The sequence below is a fragment of the Streptococcus sp. V940 genome (assembly GCF_054353495.1).
In genome coordinates this window covers 40,398-55,037 of the sequence record NZ_JBTHHZ010000002.1, presented here as the reverse complement: position 1 = coordinate 55,037, position 14,640 = coordinate 40,398, and the positions used below count along the sequence as shown (strand labels likewise).

General features: G+C 41.7%; 16 protein-coding genes. 2 read left to right on the top strand and 14 right to left on the bottom strand.

What is annotated here, in order from left to right:
• Positions 1 to 74 precede the first annotated feature (74 nt).
• From ACXYSM_RS06190 to ACXYSM_RS06150, 9 genes are all read right to left on the bottom strand, one after another.
• On the bottom strand, positions 75 to 2,417 hold the full coding sequence (locus ACXYSM_RS06190; protein WP_458634740.1) for a CAP domain-containing protein: 2,343 nt from the start codon (positions 2,415 to 2,417) through the stop codon (positions 75 to 77).
• A gap of 137 nt (positions 2,418 to 2,554) precedes the next feature.
• Positions 2,555 to 3,397, bottom strand: a complete 843-nt coding sequence (locus ACXYSM_RS06185; RefSeq protein WP_458634739.1) for an amino acid ABC transporter substrate-binding protein — start codon at positions 3,395 to 3,397, stop codon at positions 2,555 to 2,557.
• 103 nt (positions 3,398 to 3,500) lie between these two features.
• A complete protein-coding gene (locus ACXYSM_RS06180; RefSeq protein WP_458634738.1) occupies positions 3,501 to 3,824 on the bottom strand; it encodes an AzlD domain-containing protein in 324 nt (107 codons plus the stop codon).
• On the bottom strand, positions 3,814 to 4,509 hold the full coding sequence (locus ACXYSM_RS06175; RefSeq protein WP_458634737.1) for an AzlC family ABC transporter permease: 696 nt from the start codon (positions 4,507 to 4,509) through the stop codon (positions 3,814 to 3,816). The genes ACXYSM_RS06180 and ACXYSM_RS06175 overlap by 11 nt, the downstream gene beginning before the upstream one ends.
• Before the next feature lie 67 nt (positions 4,510 to 4,576).
• Positions 4,577 to 5,179 (bottom strand): hypothetical protein, encoded by a 603-nt coding sequence (locus ACXYSM_RS06170; protein ID WP_458634736.1) that lies wholly within the window; start codon positions 5,177 to 5,179, stop codon positions 4,577 to 4,579.
• 65 nt (positions 5,180 to 5,244) lie between these two features.
• Positions 5,245 to 6,255: a tRNA (adenosine(37)-N6)-threonylcarbamoyltransferase complex transferase subunit TsaD gene (gene tsaD / locus ACXYSM_RS06165; protein ID WP_458634735.1), complete on the bottom strand. Its 1,011-nt coding sequence runs from the start codon at positions 6,253 to 6,255 to the stop codon at positions 5,245 to 5,247.
• Entirely contained in the window at positions 6,245 to 6,682 is a 438-nt protein-coding gene (rimI, locus tag ACXYSM_RS06160) for a ribosomal protein S18-alanine N-acetyltransferase (RefSeq protein ID WP_458634734.1), read from the bottom strand. Before rimI ends, tsaD begins: the two co-directional genes overlap by 11 nt.
• Positions 6,679 to 7,362, bottom strand: coding sequence for a tRNA (adenosine(37)-N6)-threonylcarbamoyltransferase complex dimerization subunit type 1 TsaB (gene tsaB / locus ACXYSM_RS06155; RefSeq protein ID WP_458634733.1), 684 nt, complete (start codon positions 7,360 to 7,362; stop codon positions 6,679 to 6,681). The genes rimI and tsaB overlap by 4 nt, the downstream gene beginning before the upstream one ends.
• 263 nt (positions 7,363 to 7,625) lie before the next feature.
• Positions 7,626 to 7,832: a hypothetical protein gene (locus tag ACXYSM_RS06150; RefSeq protein ID WP_458634732.1), complete on the bottom strand. Its 207-nt coding sequence runs from the start codon at positions 7,830 to 7,832 to the stop codon at positions 7,626 to 7,628.
• Between the two features lie 272 nt (positions 7,833 to 8,104).
• On the opposite strand from ACXYSM_RS06150, the gene ACXYSM_RS06145 reads away from it, so the two are divergent.
• Together ACXYSM_RS06145 and rnjA are read left to right on the top strand one after the other, a co-directional pair.
• Positions 8,105 to 8,338 (top strand): DNA-dependent RNA polymerase subunit epsilon, encoded by a 234-nt coding sequence (locus ACXYSM_RS06145; RefSeq protein WP_006149161.1) that lies wholly within the window; start codon positions 8,105 to 8,107, stop codon positions 8,336 to 8,338.
• A gap of 1 nt (position 8,339) precedes the next feature.
• Entirely contained in the window at positions 8,340 to 10,019 is a 1,680-nt protein-coding gene (gene rnjA, locus ACXYSM_RS06140; RefSeq protein WP_075229679.1) for a ribonuclease J1, read from the top strand.
• 40 nt (positions 10,020 to 10,059) lie between these two features.
• Here rnjA and ACXYSM_RS06135 read toward each other — a convergent pair whose 3' ends face one another.
• From ACXYSM_RS06135 to ACXYSM_RS06115, 5 genes are all read right to left on the bottom strand, one after another.
• Entirely contained in the window at positions 10,060 to 11,097 is a 1,038-nt protein-coding gene (locus tag ACXYSM_RS06135) for an aldose epimerase family protein (RefSeq protein WP_458634731.1), read from the bottom strand.
• Between the two features lie 13 nt (positions 11,098 to 11,110).
• Positions 11,111 to 12,274 (bottom strand): SIS domain-containing protein, encoded by a 1,164-nt coding sequence (locus tag ACXYSM_RS06130; RefSeq protein WP_458634730.1) that lies wholly within the window; start codon positions 12,272 to 12,274, stop codon positions 11,111 to 11,113.
• 229 nt (positions 12,275 to 12,503) lie between these two features.
• Complete coding sequence (locus ACXYSM_RS06125) at positions 12,504 to 12,908, bottom strand: PTS sugar transporter subunit IIA (RefSeq protein WP_000167445.1); 405 nt, start codon at positions 12,906 to 12,908, stop codon at positions 12,504 to 12,506.
• Between the two features lie 3 nt (positions 12,909 to 12,911).
• Positions 12,912 to 13,733, bottom strand: a complete 822-nt coding sequence (locus ACXYSM_RS06120) for a PTS system mannose/fructose/sorbose family transporter subunit IID (protein WP_000185293.1) — start codon at positions 13,731 to 13,733, stop codon at positions 12,912 to 12,914.
• Entirely contained in the window at positions 13,720 to 14,625 is a 906-nt protein-coding gene (locus ACXYSM_RS06115) for a PTS mannose/fructose/sorbose/N-acetylgalactosamine transporter subunit IIC (protein ID WP_458634729.1), read from the bottom strand. The genes ACXYSM_RS06120 and ACXYSM_RS06115 overlap by 14 nt, the downstream gene beginning before the upstream one ends.
• Positions 14,626 to 14,640: the final 15 nt, after the last annotated feature.

The following is a 14,640-nucleotide window of genomic DNA, read 5'->3' as shown; positions in this document are numbered from 1 at the left end:
ACCATTTGACCTATCCTCACATCTATCATTCTACAAAAAAGCCATCTAGCTGATTGCTAGATAGCTTTTAAGATTTATTCACCTTGTCTTCTGCGTCGTGTTACGATGCCTGCTAAGCCGAGACTCGCAAGTAAACCGTAAACTCCAAACAGAGTCGCTTGTTCATCTACACCTGAGTTTGTTCCTGTATTTGGTAATACTTTAGTAGAAGCTTTTTCTCCAGGTTTTTTAGTTTCTGCTCCTTGAGGTTTGTCAGCAAGTTTACGAAGATCAAATTCTGGAAGTGGGTCTTGAATTGGTGCATTTTTTGGTAGCCCAATAATCATTCCGTCTTTTTCTGCCACTTTCAGCATATTCTCTGCTTCAAGTACATCTAATAAAGCTTGTAGCTTCGCTTTAGCTTCTGCCAAGGCTGTTTGAGCCAATTTCAACTCAGCTTCTGCTTGATCACTAACTTTCTGTGCATTTGCTTTATCAGTTTCTGCTTGCTTCAAAGTTGTTTCCAAGGCTGATGCTTGACCTTTCAAGGTCATTGCTTTATCGCGTTTTTCTTCTGCATTTTTAATAGCTGTAGCCAATTCTGCTACCTTGGCTTGCAAGGCTTTTAGATTTTGACTTGCTTTAGTTGCTTCTTGTGATTTCGTAGCAACTAAGTCAGCTTTTGCTTTCGCATCTGCAGTCAAGGTTGCCAAATCAGATTTCGCTTGTTCCAAGTCTTTTTTAACTTGTTCACGTGAACTTGATAAATTATTGGCTTGTTTATTTAATTTATCCAAAGCTACTAACAAGTCAGCTTTTTTATTTTCAGCAGCTACTTTTTTAGCATCTTTATCAGCTTTCTCTGCTTGTAATGATGCAAGTGCAGCCTTAATGTCAGCAGATTTGTCAATAACTGTTTTTTCAACGTATACAAAGTGATGCTCAGGCAAGAACTTCATGCGTTTACCATAGAAAGTCGGATGCAATTTATCATCGTCCTTAAAGGCATAGAAATTAGACGTGTATTCCTTCACTGTTTCAGGTGAATAGGCATTACTTGTATATGTATAATAAATGTTATTAGGATTTTTTCCTTCAATCGTTCCTTGGGCAACTCCTACTTTCCCTCCAACCGGTGTAAGAAGGGCTCTGCGGTGTCCGTAGTCGATTCCTTTTATATTATTAAAGTCTGCATACCAAGCTAAAAGGATTTTATAAGCATACTGTTTATAACTCATAATCTTATCGTAATTATAAATCGTTTGACCATTTTTAACTTCCACAAAGTTTGGTCCACCATCTGTTCCAGGAATTGCATAATCCATTCCGATGTTTTCTACACGAACATCTTCTCCATCTGGGTGTGATAACTTGGTATCATGGCTTAGGATACCAGTAGTAGCCATTTCATTTGAACGTTCTTCTGCATGTTTGATGTAGGCTTCGTCTAGAGCTAAATCTTGTGTAACACCATTAGCGCGACGGAGTTCATTTGCTACCTCAATGAAAGCTTCTGTCAATTTGCGATTATCCACAACAAACTTAAAGACTGGTCTTGTTTTATATTTGGATGGATTTGCATTGTAATCAGCCATAGCCTTAGTGAAGCGTTTCATTTCTTCAGTCGCTTCCACTTCAACTTCACGAACACCTTGGAAGTCAACATTCTCCATCAAAGGATTACCTGAGGCGTCTTTAGGGCGATGTTGCTTGTTATAGTCATAACCATCCTCAGATGCTGGAGCTTTATGACCTTGTTCTTCTGGATTCAAGACTTTTTTCAAAACTGTTGGTTTGTAATTGTCAAGTTCCTTTTGTTTATCTGCTATCTTATTCGCTACTTCACTTGCTGCTTTAGTTTGTTCTTGAATAGACTGATCTGCCTTTTTAATATCGTTTTCTGTATTAGAGATTTGATTTTTAAGACTTTCATCAGTCATGCCATCGAGTTCAGCTTGTTTCGCCTTTACCTCTGCTGCTTTAGCATCACGCTTTTCATTGGCAGATTGGCTAGCTTCTTTAGCTGCAGTTTCTTCAGATTTTGCTGTTGTTGCTGTAGATTCTGCATTTGCCAAAGCTTTGTCAGCTTCAGATTTTTCAGCACTCTTCTCAGATGCTACTTTTGATTCTTCTTCGATGATAGCATCAGCATTTTTAGCGATATTGATAGCTTCTTTGGTCTCAGCAACCTTTTTATCAGCCTTGGCTAAGTCCTTTTTAGCCTCCACTTCTTTTGAAGCTTTTTCATCTACGGATGCTTGTGCTTTCTTAACTTCTTTTTGCGCATCTGTAATTTGTTTTTCAGATGATGATTGTGCAACAGCTTTTTCCTTGCCATCTACTGGCTTTTCATTAGCTTGAACCTCTTGATTTATGGCACTCGCTGCTAACAAAGCAGTAGCTAAAGTAAATGAGGATAGAAATTTTTTGTATTTCATGACAAACTCCTTTAAAGGTATTATATGCTATTATAACACCTTTAAAGGGCCTCTGTCAAAGAATATGAGGCAATCCAGTCACTTTTTTGAATGTGCTTACATAAAAATACCCCTGTCACTAACAGAGGTGTTTTTTTCTATTTAATGTCAGCTTCTGCTGGCAGATAAGAACCGCCAAAGAACTGTTGAGATAGTTTTTCAAGGGTTCCATCTTTATAGAGTTCTTGGATGCGTTTGTCCACAAAAGCCTTCAACTCATCTTGACCTTTGGCAAGAAGTGGGTAAACATAAGGTTGTTGGTCACTTGGGAGTTCGATGACTTTCAAATTATCCAAACCTTGGTTTTTGATAACTGTCTCTACACCGATCTTGTCAAAAATCTTATAGTCAAATTGTCCATCGCTCAAACGAGACATGATTTGTTGGAAATCTGCCTTAGTATAATTAAGGATAGTTGGATTGTCCGCATGTTCTGTGTTGTATGCTTCCAATTGTTTAGCTGAGGTTGTTCCTTGAACGACTTCAGTGGATTTTCCACCGATATCATCAAGAGACTTGATGCTAGTGTCGTCCTTCTTCACAACAAGAACGTTAGGATTTTTAGCAGTTGGCGCTGCGTAGATGTATTTCTCTGCACGTTCTTTGGTATAACTAAGGTTGTTAACGGCCATTTGGTAACGATCGCTATCAAGTCCTGGGAAAATCCCTGACCACTCTGTCTTTTCAAACTTGACAGTATACTTGTCTGAGTCTTTAAAGATAGCACGAACAAGTTCAATCTCGTAACCTGTCAATTCACCATTTTCTTCATAGATAAATGGTTTTGGTGATCCATTAGTTGCTACAACGATTTCTTTCTTACCAGATGTTGCTTCACCAGATGCAGCATCTTTCTTCTCACCACCTGAGCAAGCTGCTAATACACCTGCGGCAACAAGCCCTAGGGCAGCAAGTGATGAATATTTAACAATTTTTTTCATGATATTTCCTCCAAAATAGAATATAGTCTTATCTTAACAGAAAAAAAGTAATTGCGCCATTATATGATTTCTATCTTTGCCATAAGTTTTCTTTATAGCTGATTTAAAAGATAAAACGTAAGGCAGCAATCAAGACTACTCCAAAAAGAACTGTACCAACCAAATTGCGGTAACGGAAGGCAACAAAGGCTGTTGGAAAGACTACTATCAAGTCTAACCATTTGATTTGAGGAAAATTACCGACCTTACCTGTTGCCACACTTGATAAAATCAAAGCAAAGATAATAGATACAGGTAAAAATTTCAAAAAACGCTCAACGATAGCAGGCAAGCCCTTATACTTGACCAAGACAAAGGGAATCACTCGTGGAATCCAAGTCACTAGGCCAGAAAAAATAACGGCTAACAAAAGATACTTACTGACCATCTAAAATCACCCCCATTGTACATCCAAGCAGTGTCGCAAATAGGACAGCTAGCGATTGAGATACCACTGTCAAGAGTATAAAGAAGGAAAGGGCGACAACTCCTAAAATGATGAAGAGGTTGCGCAAGGGAATTCTTCTTTGCATAATCTGGAATTGCGAAGAAAAAATCCCAATAAACATTCCGACTAGGGCAAAGTCAAGACCGAAAATCTCAGGGTTTGGCAAAAGGCCACCTAAGGCAGTTCCGACAACTGTCCCCACAAACCAAGCTAGATAGCTATTGAGATTATTCCCATGCATCCACATAGGATTGACCGTATCTGTATGAGCCAACTCACCCATCAAAACGCCATAGGTCTCATCGGTCAAAAGACTGGACATGCAGATATTGTGCCAAAGACTGGTGTGACGAAAATAGGTTGACGCATGTAAGCTCAACAAAAAGAGACGCAGATTGATCAAAAAAACTGTCATGGCAATGGCTGCAACAGGGGCTTGAACTGCAATCAAGGCTATCATGGCAAACTGAGCACTGCCCGCATAAACAAAGAGGCTCATCAAGCCCATCTCGACAGGTGTTACATATGGAGCCCCGATAATGCCACAAGCAAGGCCGATGCTGACATAACCCAGAGCTGTTGGCATGGCTGCCTGCACACCTTCCCAAAATCCTTTTTCTTTCATAAACTTCCTCATTCTTACAAATACAGCATTCTACTACCAAACATTCAAAGCAAGCACGCTAGGGTAACTACCATCGAGATTGATCGATTCGAATATGATATTGGTTAATCTCAGGATTGTCATCATCCTCATATTTTGTAGGATAAACATCGATCCAGGGTTCTCTCAGTTGCCCTTTCAGTTTAACCTTAAACCGATAACCACCATCATCCCCGACCAAGGCATCAACTTTCAAAGACTGAAAGTTAGGTAAAGCTTCGATTTCTGCTTTCATGTCTTGGGTCATCTGATAAAAGATTTCTTTCTGTTGAGCTTTAGAAGCTACAGGGAAATAAACCGACGCCCCTTGTAAACGATGTGATTTTGAAAAAGTAAAGGTCACGCGACCACTATAACCTTTCCATTTAAAATTTTCATAGTCGTAGAAAAGGCGCCCAGTTTTATAGAGATAGGGATCTTTTGCACGCCAAGGATTGTGATAGCCTGTTTCTGTCTCTTCTACTATCTCATTAGGTTTTCCAAACACTTTTTCAACAGATTCGATGGGCATGTTAAGTGAAATAGAGTCAAACATGATCAATTGCATCTTTTGAAACATCTGAAAAGCCAGCAGAGACAGCAACAATACCCCTATAGCAAGTGCTATACCCATTATTTTTTTAAATCTCATATTTCTACTATACTAAAAAACTCGCGCATTTGTCCAAACAAAAAAGCCAGCTTCAAGCTGACTCTTTATTCCATGGTATCAAAGGCGAGACTTGGTTTGGCATTGAGGTCCAGGCCTGCAAAATTTTCTTTGTTCCACTCGCTAACGCTAGCATAGGCAATCATTCCTGCATTGTCTCCGCAGAGGCGCAGAGGTGGGATGATGACCTTGACATCTGTGATTTCAGCTGCTAAGCGTTCTCTGAGACCTTTATTAGCTGCCACACCACCTGCGACGACAAGGGTTTTTACGGGATATTTTTCTAAAGCTTTCTTGGTTTTTGCCATGAGAATATCCATAACTGCTGCTTGGAAGGAGGCACACAAGTCCTCTGTAGACAGGCTTTCTCCCTTTTGCTCAGCATTGTGGTGGAGATTGATAAAGGCAGACTTCAAACCTGAGAATGAAAACTCCAGATTGTCCTCCTTGATCATGGCACGAGGGAAGTCATATATATCCTGACCTTGATGAGCCAATTCATCAATCTCGCGACCTGCTGGATAGGTCAAGCCCATGACACGGCCGACCTTATCATAGGCCTCACCAACTGCATCATCACGTGTTTCGCCAACAATCTTATAATCACCGGCCTCAGAAACATAGACCAACTCTGTGTGCCCACCACTGACTAAAAGAGCTAACAAGGGGAATTCCAAAGGCTCCACACTTTGAGCTGCCATGAGGTGACCAGCCATGTGGTTCACAGGGATAAGCGGAAGCCCATGTGCCCAGGCAAAGGCCTTGGCGGCTGACAAACCAACAAGCAAGGCTCCGACCAAGCCTGGTCCGTAAGTAACGGCAACAGCTGTCACATCGTTTTCAGTAATTCCTGCTTCTGCTAACGCCTCCTCGATACAGGCTGTAATGACCTCGACATGGTGACGACTAGCCACTTCTGGCACTACGCCACCAAAACGTTTATGACTCTCAATTTGACTAGCAATGACATTGGACAAGAGCTCGTCGTCGTTTTTCAGGACGGCGACACTGGTCTCATCACAGGATGTCTCAAATGCTAAAATATATCTATCCTTCATCTATTTCTCTCTTCATGATAATGGCGTCCTCGACTGGATCATGGTAATAGGCCTTTCTCTCAGCGATGACTGCCATTTTTTCTTTCTTGTAAAATGCTTGCGCTCGGTGGTTGGACTTTCTGACTTCGAGGAAAATCTCCTTGTCTGTCGGCAATGTTGCAAACAAGGCTGAGGCTATCCCCTGACCTTGATAGGCTTCTTTGACAGCGATTTGCAGAACTTCTGCTTCAAAAAGATTCTCCTGAATTGCTAGAAAACCTATCACTTCTTCCCCATCATAAGCTAGAGCATACCAGATCTGGTCTTGAGACAGGTCTGCTTGGATTTGTTCCAGTGTCCAAGGGCTGACTGGATACACATCTACCATAACAGCGTAGATGGCTTGGGCCAAGTCAGGTCGCTGTTGGATTCGTTTGATTTCTATCATAGGCGTTTAATGTAAGACTCGCCAGACTCGGCGTGATTCTTGAGCCAATTTTCCTCAGCTTCGACACGCTTGAGGTAATTCGGCACAAAATCGTGCAAGGAGTCTGCTTCCTTGTCCCAGGCCCAAAGAGCAAGATTCGCTGCGTTTGGTAAGGTTTCTTGATAGTTGGCTTGTGGTAATTGCTCTTGAATCTGCTCGACAAAGGCACCCACTTCACCAACAAAGGTTACCTGGTCAGCATCCTTGACCTGCTCAAGGACTTCCGCAAAGGACAGATGCGCTTCTGGAAAGACAGGTTGAGCTTGTTCATAGAATCCTGCGTATACATTGTTACGGCGTGCATCCATGATAGGAACCACCAAGCCTTCCTGCTGGCTCGGTAGCAGAGCTAAAAGGCTAGACATTCCCACTAACTCAATGTTTAGGGTATGAGCCAAGGTCTTGGCAGTTGCTACTGCGATTCGCAAACCTGTATAGCTACCCGGTCCCTCTGCCACGACGATTCGATCCAAATCCTTGGGTGTCAAATCTAGACCGGCCATCAAAAAATCAATAGCAGGCATCAGGGTAATACTGTGATTTTTCTTGATATTAATCGTGGTCTCAGCAAGAAGCTGCTTGTCCTCTACAATAGCTAGAGAAAGAGCCTTGCTAGACGTATCAAAAGCTAATACTTTCATAACACATTCCTATCTTTTTGTCTGTTTACTATTATACTACAAAAGCTGACACATGGGAATTTTCTTTGTTTTGAAACGAAAATGAGAGTTGGACAGAAATCGGTAATTCGTTAGAATTTGATTTCGTCGTCCCACCTCCGCACAGTTGAGTAGGGTTGTAAAAGCTGATGAAATCAGCGTAGTAGAGCCCACTCAACCACTGCGTCTTGCTCGACAAGCCAAAGACAATTGAGAGGCTAGGACTTTTGTCCCAGCCTCAGCACTTAAGTATTCAAGCCAAAGTAAAATACGAACCAGACCACATAGGTCACTAGAAGAAGGAAAAACGAATACAGAGTCACGAAGCAAATCTTCCAAAGGAGTTTGGCATTCCGATACTCCAGCCGAGTATACAAAACATTTCCTCCGTAAACACAGGCAACAAAAATAGCGAATGCCAAGATACGAATTGCAATAGCTAGTTGAAACATATCCTACCCTCCTTAAAAGGAAAAACCTCTTTTCTAACTTTATTATAGCATTTGAATCTGAGGTCTTCAAATACTTATACAAGGCAAAATGAGATGTATTTCACGTTACTTGCTTTCAGGTTTCCCCTCTTTTACTAATTCCCCTTTTTATGTTATAATTGAGATAATTGTAACGAATCAAGGTCAATACAGGCAGAAAATGAAATAGAAACAAACAGCTTCAAGCTGGTAATTTTTTGAATACAGCTGACCTGAAAACAGAAAGGAAACACATGATTTACAAAGTTTTTTATCAAGAAACAAAAGACCGTAGCCCACGTCGTGAAACAACACGCTCACTTTACTTAGACATTGATGCCAGCTCAGAACTTGAGGGACGTATCATTGCCCGTGAACTTGTTGAAAAAAACCGTCCAGAATTCAACGTTGAATATATCGAGCTCTTGTCAGACAAATTGCTAGACTACGAAAAAGAAACTGGCGCATTCGAAATTACGGAGTTCTAATATGGCCTATACTCTTAAACCAGAAGAAGTGGGCGTTTTTGCCATTGGTGGTCTAGGAGAAATCGGTAAAAATACATACGGAATCGAATACCAAGACGAAATCATCATTGTTGATGCAGGGATTAAATTCCCCGAGGATGACTTGCTTGGTATCGACTACGTTATCCCTGATTACTCTTACATTGTCGAAAATATCGACCGCGTCAAGGCTCTCTTGATTACCCACGGACATGAGGACCATATTGGTGGGATTCCTTTCTTGCTCAAGCAAGCAAATATCCCTATCTATGCAGGTCCACTAGCTCTCGCTTTGATCCGTGGAAAACTCGAAGAACATGGCCTTTTGCGCAATGCTACACTTCACGAAATCAACCACAACACTGAGTTGACCTTTAAAAATCTTAAAGCAACTTTCTTTAGAACAACTCACTCGATCCCAGAGCCTTTGGGAATTGTTATCCACACACCTCAAGGAAAAATCGTTTGTACCGGTGACTTCAAGTTTGACTTTACACCAGTTGGTGAACCTGCAGACTTGCACCGTATGGCAGCCCTAGGTGAAGACGGAGTGCTTTGCTTACTCTCAGACTCAACAAATGCTGAAGTGCCAACCTTCACAAACTCTGAAAAGGTCGTTGGTCAGTCTATTATGAAGATTATCCAAGGTATCGAGGGACGCATCATCTTTGCATCCTTTGCCTCAAATATCTTCCGTCTCCAACAAGCGACTGATGCTGCTGTTAAAACAGGGCGTAAGATTGCTGTCTTTGGACGCTCTATGGAAAAGGCTATTGTTAACGGAATCGAACTTGGCTACATTAAAGCGCCAAAGGGAACCTTCATCGAGCCAAATGAAATCAAAGACTACCCTGCAGGTGAAATTCTTATCCTTTGTACAGGTAGCCAGGGCGAACCTATGGCAGCCCTCTCTCGTATCGCTAACGGAACTCACCGTCAGGTACAACTCCAACCTGGCGATACAGTTATCTTCTCATCTAGTCCAATCCCAGGAAACACCACTAGCGTTAACAAGCTGATTAACATCATTTCTGAAGCTGGTGTTGAAGTCATTCATGGTAAGATTAACAACATCCATACATCTGGACATGGTGGTCAGCAAGAACAAAAACTCATGCTCCGCCTCATCAAACCAAAATACTTCATGCCTGTTCACGGTGAATATCGCATGCAAAAAGTCCACGCTGGACTTGCTGTAGATACTGGAGTTGAAAAAGACAATATCTTTATCATGAGCAATGGTGATGTGCTTGCCCTCACTGCAAACTCTGCTCGTATCGCAGGACACTTCAATGCCCAAGACATCTACGTCGATGGAAATCGTATCGGTGAAATCGGAGCAGCAGTCCTAAAAGACCGCCGAGACCTATCCGAAGATGGTGTCGTGCTTGCTGTCGCAACAGTAGACTTCAAGTCTCAGATGATTATTTCTGGCCCAGATATCCTCAGTCGTGGATTCGTCTACATGCGTGAATCTGGTGACTTGATCCGTCAAAGCCAACGCATCCTTTTCAATGCTATTCGTATCGCTTTGAAAAACAAGGATGCCAGCATCCAATCAGTCAATGGCGCTATCGTAAATGCTATCCGACCATTCCTTTACGAAAATACTGAACGTGAACCAATCATCATTCCGATGATTCTCACACCAGATGAAGAATAAGAAAAAATTCTCTGAAATCCTATGACTTCAGAGAATTTTTTTATTTAACGACAATTTCGTAACGAGTTTTGCTGGTGAAAGTTTCACCTGCTTTTAGAATCACTTGATCTTTCAGGTCACTGTGAATAGCATCTGGTAAAGCCTGTGCTTCAAGAGCAATCCCATTATGTTGAATCATTGGTTGACCAGCGATGATGACACTCTCATCCACAAAGTTTGCTGTATAAACTACAAAGCAAGGCGCTTCTGTCTTAAAGAGTAAGAATCGACCTGAACCTTGGTCATACAAGAAACCAGCATTGTCATGTCCTGCAGGCAGAGCAAATGGATGGTCCAAACCAGATACGAGTTGGATTTGCTCATCTTCTTCTGCAAAGATATCCTTCAACAAGGCACCATTGTAGATATGCTTAACCACGTCACGATTAGCATCTGGAGTTTTAGCTGGCACACCGTCAGGAGCAATTGGATAGATACCCTCAGTGTTCAATTGGAAGACATGGCGGTCAACCGTCTGAGTGAAATCGCCAGACAAGTTAAAGTAGCTATGATTGGTTGGATTGACCAAGGTATCTTGATCTGTCGTCACCTTATAGCTAACTTCGTAGGCCCCGTTTTCTTCCAGGTGGTAGCTAATCCAGATTTTAAGATTCCCAGGGAAACCTCCTGTCCCGTCTGCTCTTTCTGTGTAAAGAGTCAAACCATGGTCGCTCACCTCGACTAGCTCAAACAAACTAGAATCCCAACCTGTTGAACCGCTGTGGTTGCAGTTGCTAGCATTGTTGACTTCGAGTTCATAGGTCTGCCCATTGAGTTCGAAAGTTGCACCTGCGATACGACCTGCCACTGGACCTACACTTGCTCCATGTTTAGGGCTATTCCCCACATAGCTTTCAAAATCATCAAAGCCTAGGATAACATTGGCAAAATTACCAGCCTTATCTGGAGTTACATAGCGTAGAATCGTTGCACCATAGGTCATGATTTCCAGTTGGTAACCTGCTTCTGTTTCAAAGCGATAAGCGACAACATCCTTGCCATCAACTTTCCCAAATACACGTTCTGTGTATGCTTTCATCCCTATCTCCTTATTATTTGAATTCGTGAATAATAACACCTTGAACAACACGGTTTACTGTACCTGTTGGTGATGGTGTATCAGGTCTGTTTCCAACCTTAAGCGAAGTCAAGAGAGCAAATAATTGACCGTAAACAATATAAGGGAATACGCGATAAACATCATTTAAAACGCCACCGCAGCCAAGCACTACTTCCTTCACATTCTCAAGACCAAAGGCTTGATCGCTTAAAAGAACAACGCGACGAGCAATTTGATCCCCAGCAACTTCACGAACCAAGTCTAAATCATACTTACGAGTATAGTCCGTTGTAGTACCAAAAACTAAAACTACAGTATCTTCATTGATAAGAGATTTTGGACCGTGACGGAAGCCGACTGGACTTTCATACATAGTCGCAACCTGACCAGCAGTCAATTCCAAAATTTTCAACTGTGCTTCATGAGCGAGTCCGAAGAATGGACCTGCACCTAAGTAAATCACTCGGTTAAAGTCTAGGTCAACTAACTCTTTCACATCTGCTACATTGTCAAGAACTTTACGAGCAAGACTAGAAAGCACTTCAAATCGTTCAGCTTTAACGGCAAATTCAGTTGGATCAAAGACCAAAAGTGCTGTCAACATCATTGAAGTAAAGCTCGATGTCATTGCAAAGCCAGCATCGTTAGAAGCTGCCGGTTGCAAGAGCAAGAGGTTGCGGGCATCTCCATGGGCTTGAAGTGCTAATTTCCCTTCAGCTGCACAAGTGATTGTTACTTGATAAAGCTCGTCAACTAAGGCTTTTGCTAAGTCAACGGTTGCTACACTCTCAGGTGAGTTTCCACTACGTGCAAATGATACCAAAACAGTTGCCACATCTTTTTTCAAATAGGTTTGTGGGTTTGCAACGATATCTGTTGTAGCAATAGCATTGAAATTCCATTTACGTTCGTCATAGACTTCCTTGAAGTATGGAACTAAGGTATCGCCTACATAAGCTGAAGTCCCAGCACCAGTCAGGATAACCTTGATGTAGTCATGTTTATCTGCAATTCCTTGCAAAAAGGCTGCAATTTCATCACGGCGTGCTTGGTAAGATTCAAAAGCTTCCTTCCAAACATCTGGTTGTTGGTAAATTTCGCGTGTGGTGATCTCTGCTCCCAACTCAAGCAAATCTTCTTTTGTATAATCTAGCATTGAAAACCTCTAATCTAATCTAATCTAATATTGTTTCATGATTGAAAACATGGGAATGGGAGTCGCTCCCATTCCCATGTATATTTTCTATAAGATGATTTAACGTTTTAACGCAATCACATCTTATACTCAATGAAAATCAAAGAGCAAACTAGGAAGCTAGCCGAAGGCTGTACTCAAGTACGGCAAGGCGAAGCTGACGTGGTTTGAATTTGATTTTTGAAGAGTATTATTCATCTTCATCGTCGTCGAAGCTTGCCAATAAATCATTAACTTTCACAATGCTTTCTGAAGCACGACTCTTATAGTCCGCATCCATTCCAGTTAGACTTGCATTGATAAATTCAATGACCATCGGAAGGTTCATTCCTGCATAAAGTTCAATGTCGCGACCTTCCATAATCAAACGACTCACCACGTTACATGGAGTTCCGCCAAGAAGATCCGCAAAGACTAGGAAATCATCCAATCCTTCAACAGCAGCTTCAAATTTTGCAGTAAATTCTTCTGGTCCATCTTCTGGAAGAAGAGCAACCGCATGAATGTTGTCTTGTGGTCCCATAATCATCTCTGTGCTACCTTTAAGTTCTTCACAGAAACGACCGTGGCTCACTAAAATCAATGATTTAGTCATAAATTATGCGCCCATTCCAAGTGCAAATTTACCAAAGGCAGAAAGAGCCAAGGCAAGCACGATAATGATACCGATAGCTTTTGTAGAGTTCATACCTTTCTTACCAAGCAACCAGAAGATAAATGCAGTGAAGATTGCTGGAAGCAAACGTGGGAAGATTGAGTTCAAGATGTCTTGGAAGTCAATCATCTTTTCACCGATTGGTAATTTGTATGAAATTTCAAAGTTGATCATTGTTGCTACAAGAGCACCCATCATGAATACACCAAGTACAGATGCAGCTTCAATCAAAGCTGTCAAAGTACTTTGCATGTTGTTGATAAGGTTAACCCCTTCTTTGTATGCAAATTCCAACTGTTTCCAACGGAAGATGTCATACGCTACTGCAACTGCAATCCAAAGGAAGATACCCCAAGGTTGACCAGCAATAGCCATTGTTGCAGCGATAGATCCCATGATAGCAGGTACAAGTGAACCAAAGATAGTATCTCCAAGAGGAGCGAATGGTCCCATCAAACCTGTCTTGATACCGTTAACCGCATCTTTTGAACCAACGCCATCTTTTTCTTCCATAGCAAGGTCAAAACCAGCGATAATTGTGTGGAAGAATGGTGAAGTGTTGAAGAATTGAGTATGAACTTTCATCATTTCTTTCAACTCAGGAGTTCCATCTCCATACATTTTACGCAATTGTGGCAAGATCATGTAAAGGTAACCTGATGCTTGCATACGTTCGTAGTTCCATCCCAATTGGAAAGTGAACAAGCTACGTTTGTTAATTTGATTAAAATCTTCTTTTGTTAATTTGTAATTAGAATTCGTCATCTTCAATTTCCCCACTTTCTGATGGTGTAGAAGGTGCTGCTACAGCAACTTTTTGGCTGTTCTTGAAGTGAACAACCGCAAGGAAGATACCTACGATAGAGATACCGATCATAGACAATCCTTTGAAGTTGTTAACAAAGCCAATTTTTTCAGCAACTTCAGCAGGAAGAGTGCCAATGATTCCAGCAACTGCTCCACCAAGACTTGTTACGTTTGAGTAAAGAACAGTCAACATAGCTGTCAAACCGAATCCCATAGCAAGGTAGTGAAGGTTACGTTTAACTGGAAGGTAACGAAGCAAGATAGCGAATCCAAGACCTGGAAGCATACGACCTGCAAGAGTCAAACCGTCTGCAACCCATTGGTATTCTTTAACAAGGTTTACAACACCTTGTACGAATTCTCCACCGAAAGCAAGGGCGAAGAATACTGGAAGGGCACGAGATAGAGCCCAAGGAAGCGCACCAAGAAGGTAGTTACGTTCGATTGCTTTATAGTCAAAGCGTTCGATCGCAGCATCAATACGGTGTGCGAAGAATGTAGTAGTCATACGACCAAGTACGTCGAAATAAGTCAAAAGTGCCGCTACTGGTACAGCGATTGTAGTAATCGCAAGTTCTGTTTCGATACCTTGTGAAACTGAGAAAGCTGTCGCAAGAACCGCACCAGAAGTTGCGTCGATACGAGAAGCACCACCGAAGGTACCTACCCCAAGTACGAATAACTGCAAGCTACCACCGATAAGCAAACCAGTTGCCAAATTTCCCATGACTAAACCAGTAATGAAACCAGCGAATACAGGGGAACCTGCAGAAGAAACGATCGTCAACTCATCACAGATTTGATAAGCTGAGTACAGAGTGAGAAGTAAAATTTGCCACCATTGTATCATAACAATGACCTCCTA

What these genes read in the sequence shown, in the direction of transcription:
- ACXYSM_RS06145 (WP_006149161.1), top strand. Translation starts at nt 8,105, where the DNA reads ATGATTTACAAAGTTTTTTATCAAGAAACAAAAGACCGTAGCCCACGT.
- ACXYSM_RS06190 (WP_458634740.1), bottom strand. Translation starts at nt 2,417, where the DNA reads ATGAAATACAAAAAATTTCTATCCTCATTTACTTTAGCTACTGCTTTG.
- rnjA (WP_075229679.1), top strand. Translation starts at nt 8,340, where the DNA reads ATGGCCTATACTCTTAAACCAGAAGAAGTGGGCGTTTTTGCCATTGGT.
- ACXYSM_RS06185 (WP_458634739.1), bottom strand. Translation starts at nt 3,397, where the DNA reads ATGAAAAAAATTGTTAAATATTCATCACTTGCTGCCCTAGGGCTTGTT.
- ACXYSM_RS06115 (WP_458634729.1), bottom strand. Translation starts at nt 14,625, where the DNA reads ATGATACAATGGTGGCAAATTTTACTTCTCACTCTGTACTCAGCTTAT.
- tsaB (WP_458634733.1), bottom strand. Translation starts at nt 7,362, where the DNA reads ATGAAAGTATTAGCTTTTGATACGTCTAGCAAGGCTCTTTCTCTAGCT.
- ACXYSM_RS06120 (WP_000185293.1), bottom strand. Translation starts at nt 13,733, where the DNA reads ATGACGAATTCTAATTACAAATTAACAAAAGAAGATTTTAATCAAATT.
- ACXYSM_RS06150 (WP_458634732.1), bottom strand. Translation starts at nt 7,832, where the DNA reads ATGTTTCAACTAGCTATTGCAATTCGTATCTTGGCATTCGCTATTTTT.
- ACXYSM_RS06170 (WP_458634736.1), bottom strand. Translation starts at nt 5,179, where the DNA reads ATGAGATTTAAAAAAATAATGGGTATAGCACTTGCTATAGGGGTATTG.
- ACXYSM_RS06175 (WP_458634737.1), bottom strand. Translation starts at nt 4,509, where the DNA reads ATGAAAGAAAAAGGATTTTGGGAAGGTGTGCAGGCAGCCATGCCAACA.
- ACXYSM_RS06125 (WP_000167445.1), bottom strand. Translation starts at nt 12,908, where the DNA reads ATGACTAAATCATTGATTTTAGTGAGCCACGGTCGTTTCTGTGAAGAA.
- ACXYSM_RS06135 (WP_458634731.1), bottom strand. Translation starts at nt 11,097, where the DNA reads ATGAAAGCATACACAGAACGTGTATTTGGGAAAGTTGATGGCAAGGAT.
- rimI (WP_458634734.1), bottom strand. Translation starts at nt 6,682, where the DNA reads ATGATAGAAATCAAACGAATCCAACAGCGACCTGACTTGGCCCAAGCC.
- ACXYSM_RS06130 (WP_458634730.1), bottom strand. Translation starts at nt 12,274, where the DNA reads ATGCTAGATTATACAAAAGAAGATTTGCTTGAGTTGGGAGCAGAGATC.
- ACXYSM_RS06180 (WP_458634738.1), bottom strand. Translation starts at nt 3,824, where the DNA reads ATGGTCAGTAAGTATCTTTTGTTAGCCGTTATTTTTTCTGGCCTAGTG.
- tsaD (WP_458634735.1), bottom strand. Translation starts at nt 6,255, where the DNA reads ATGAAGGATAGATATATTTTAGCATTTGAGACATCCTGTGATGAGACC.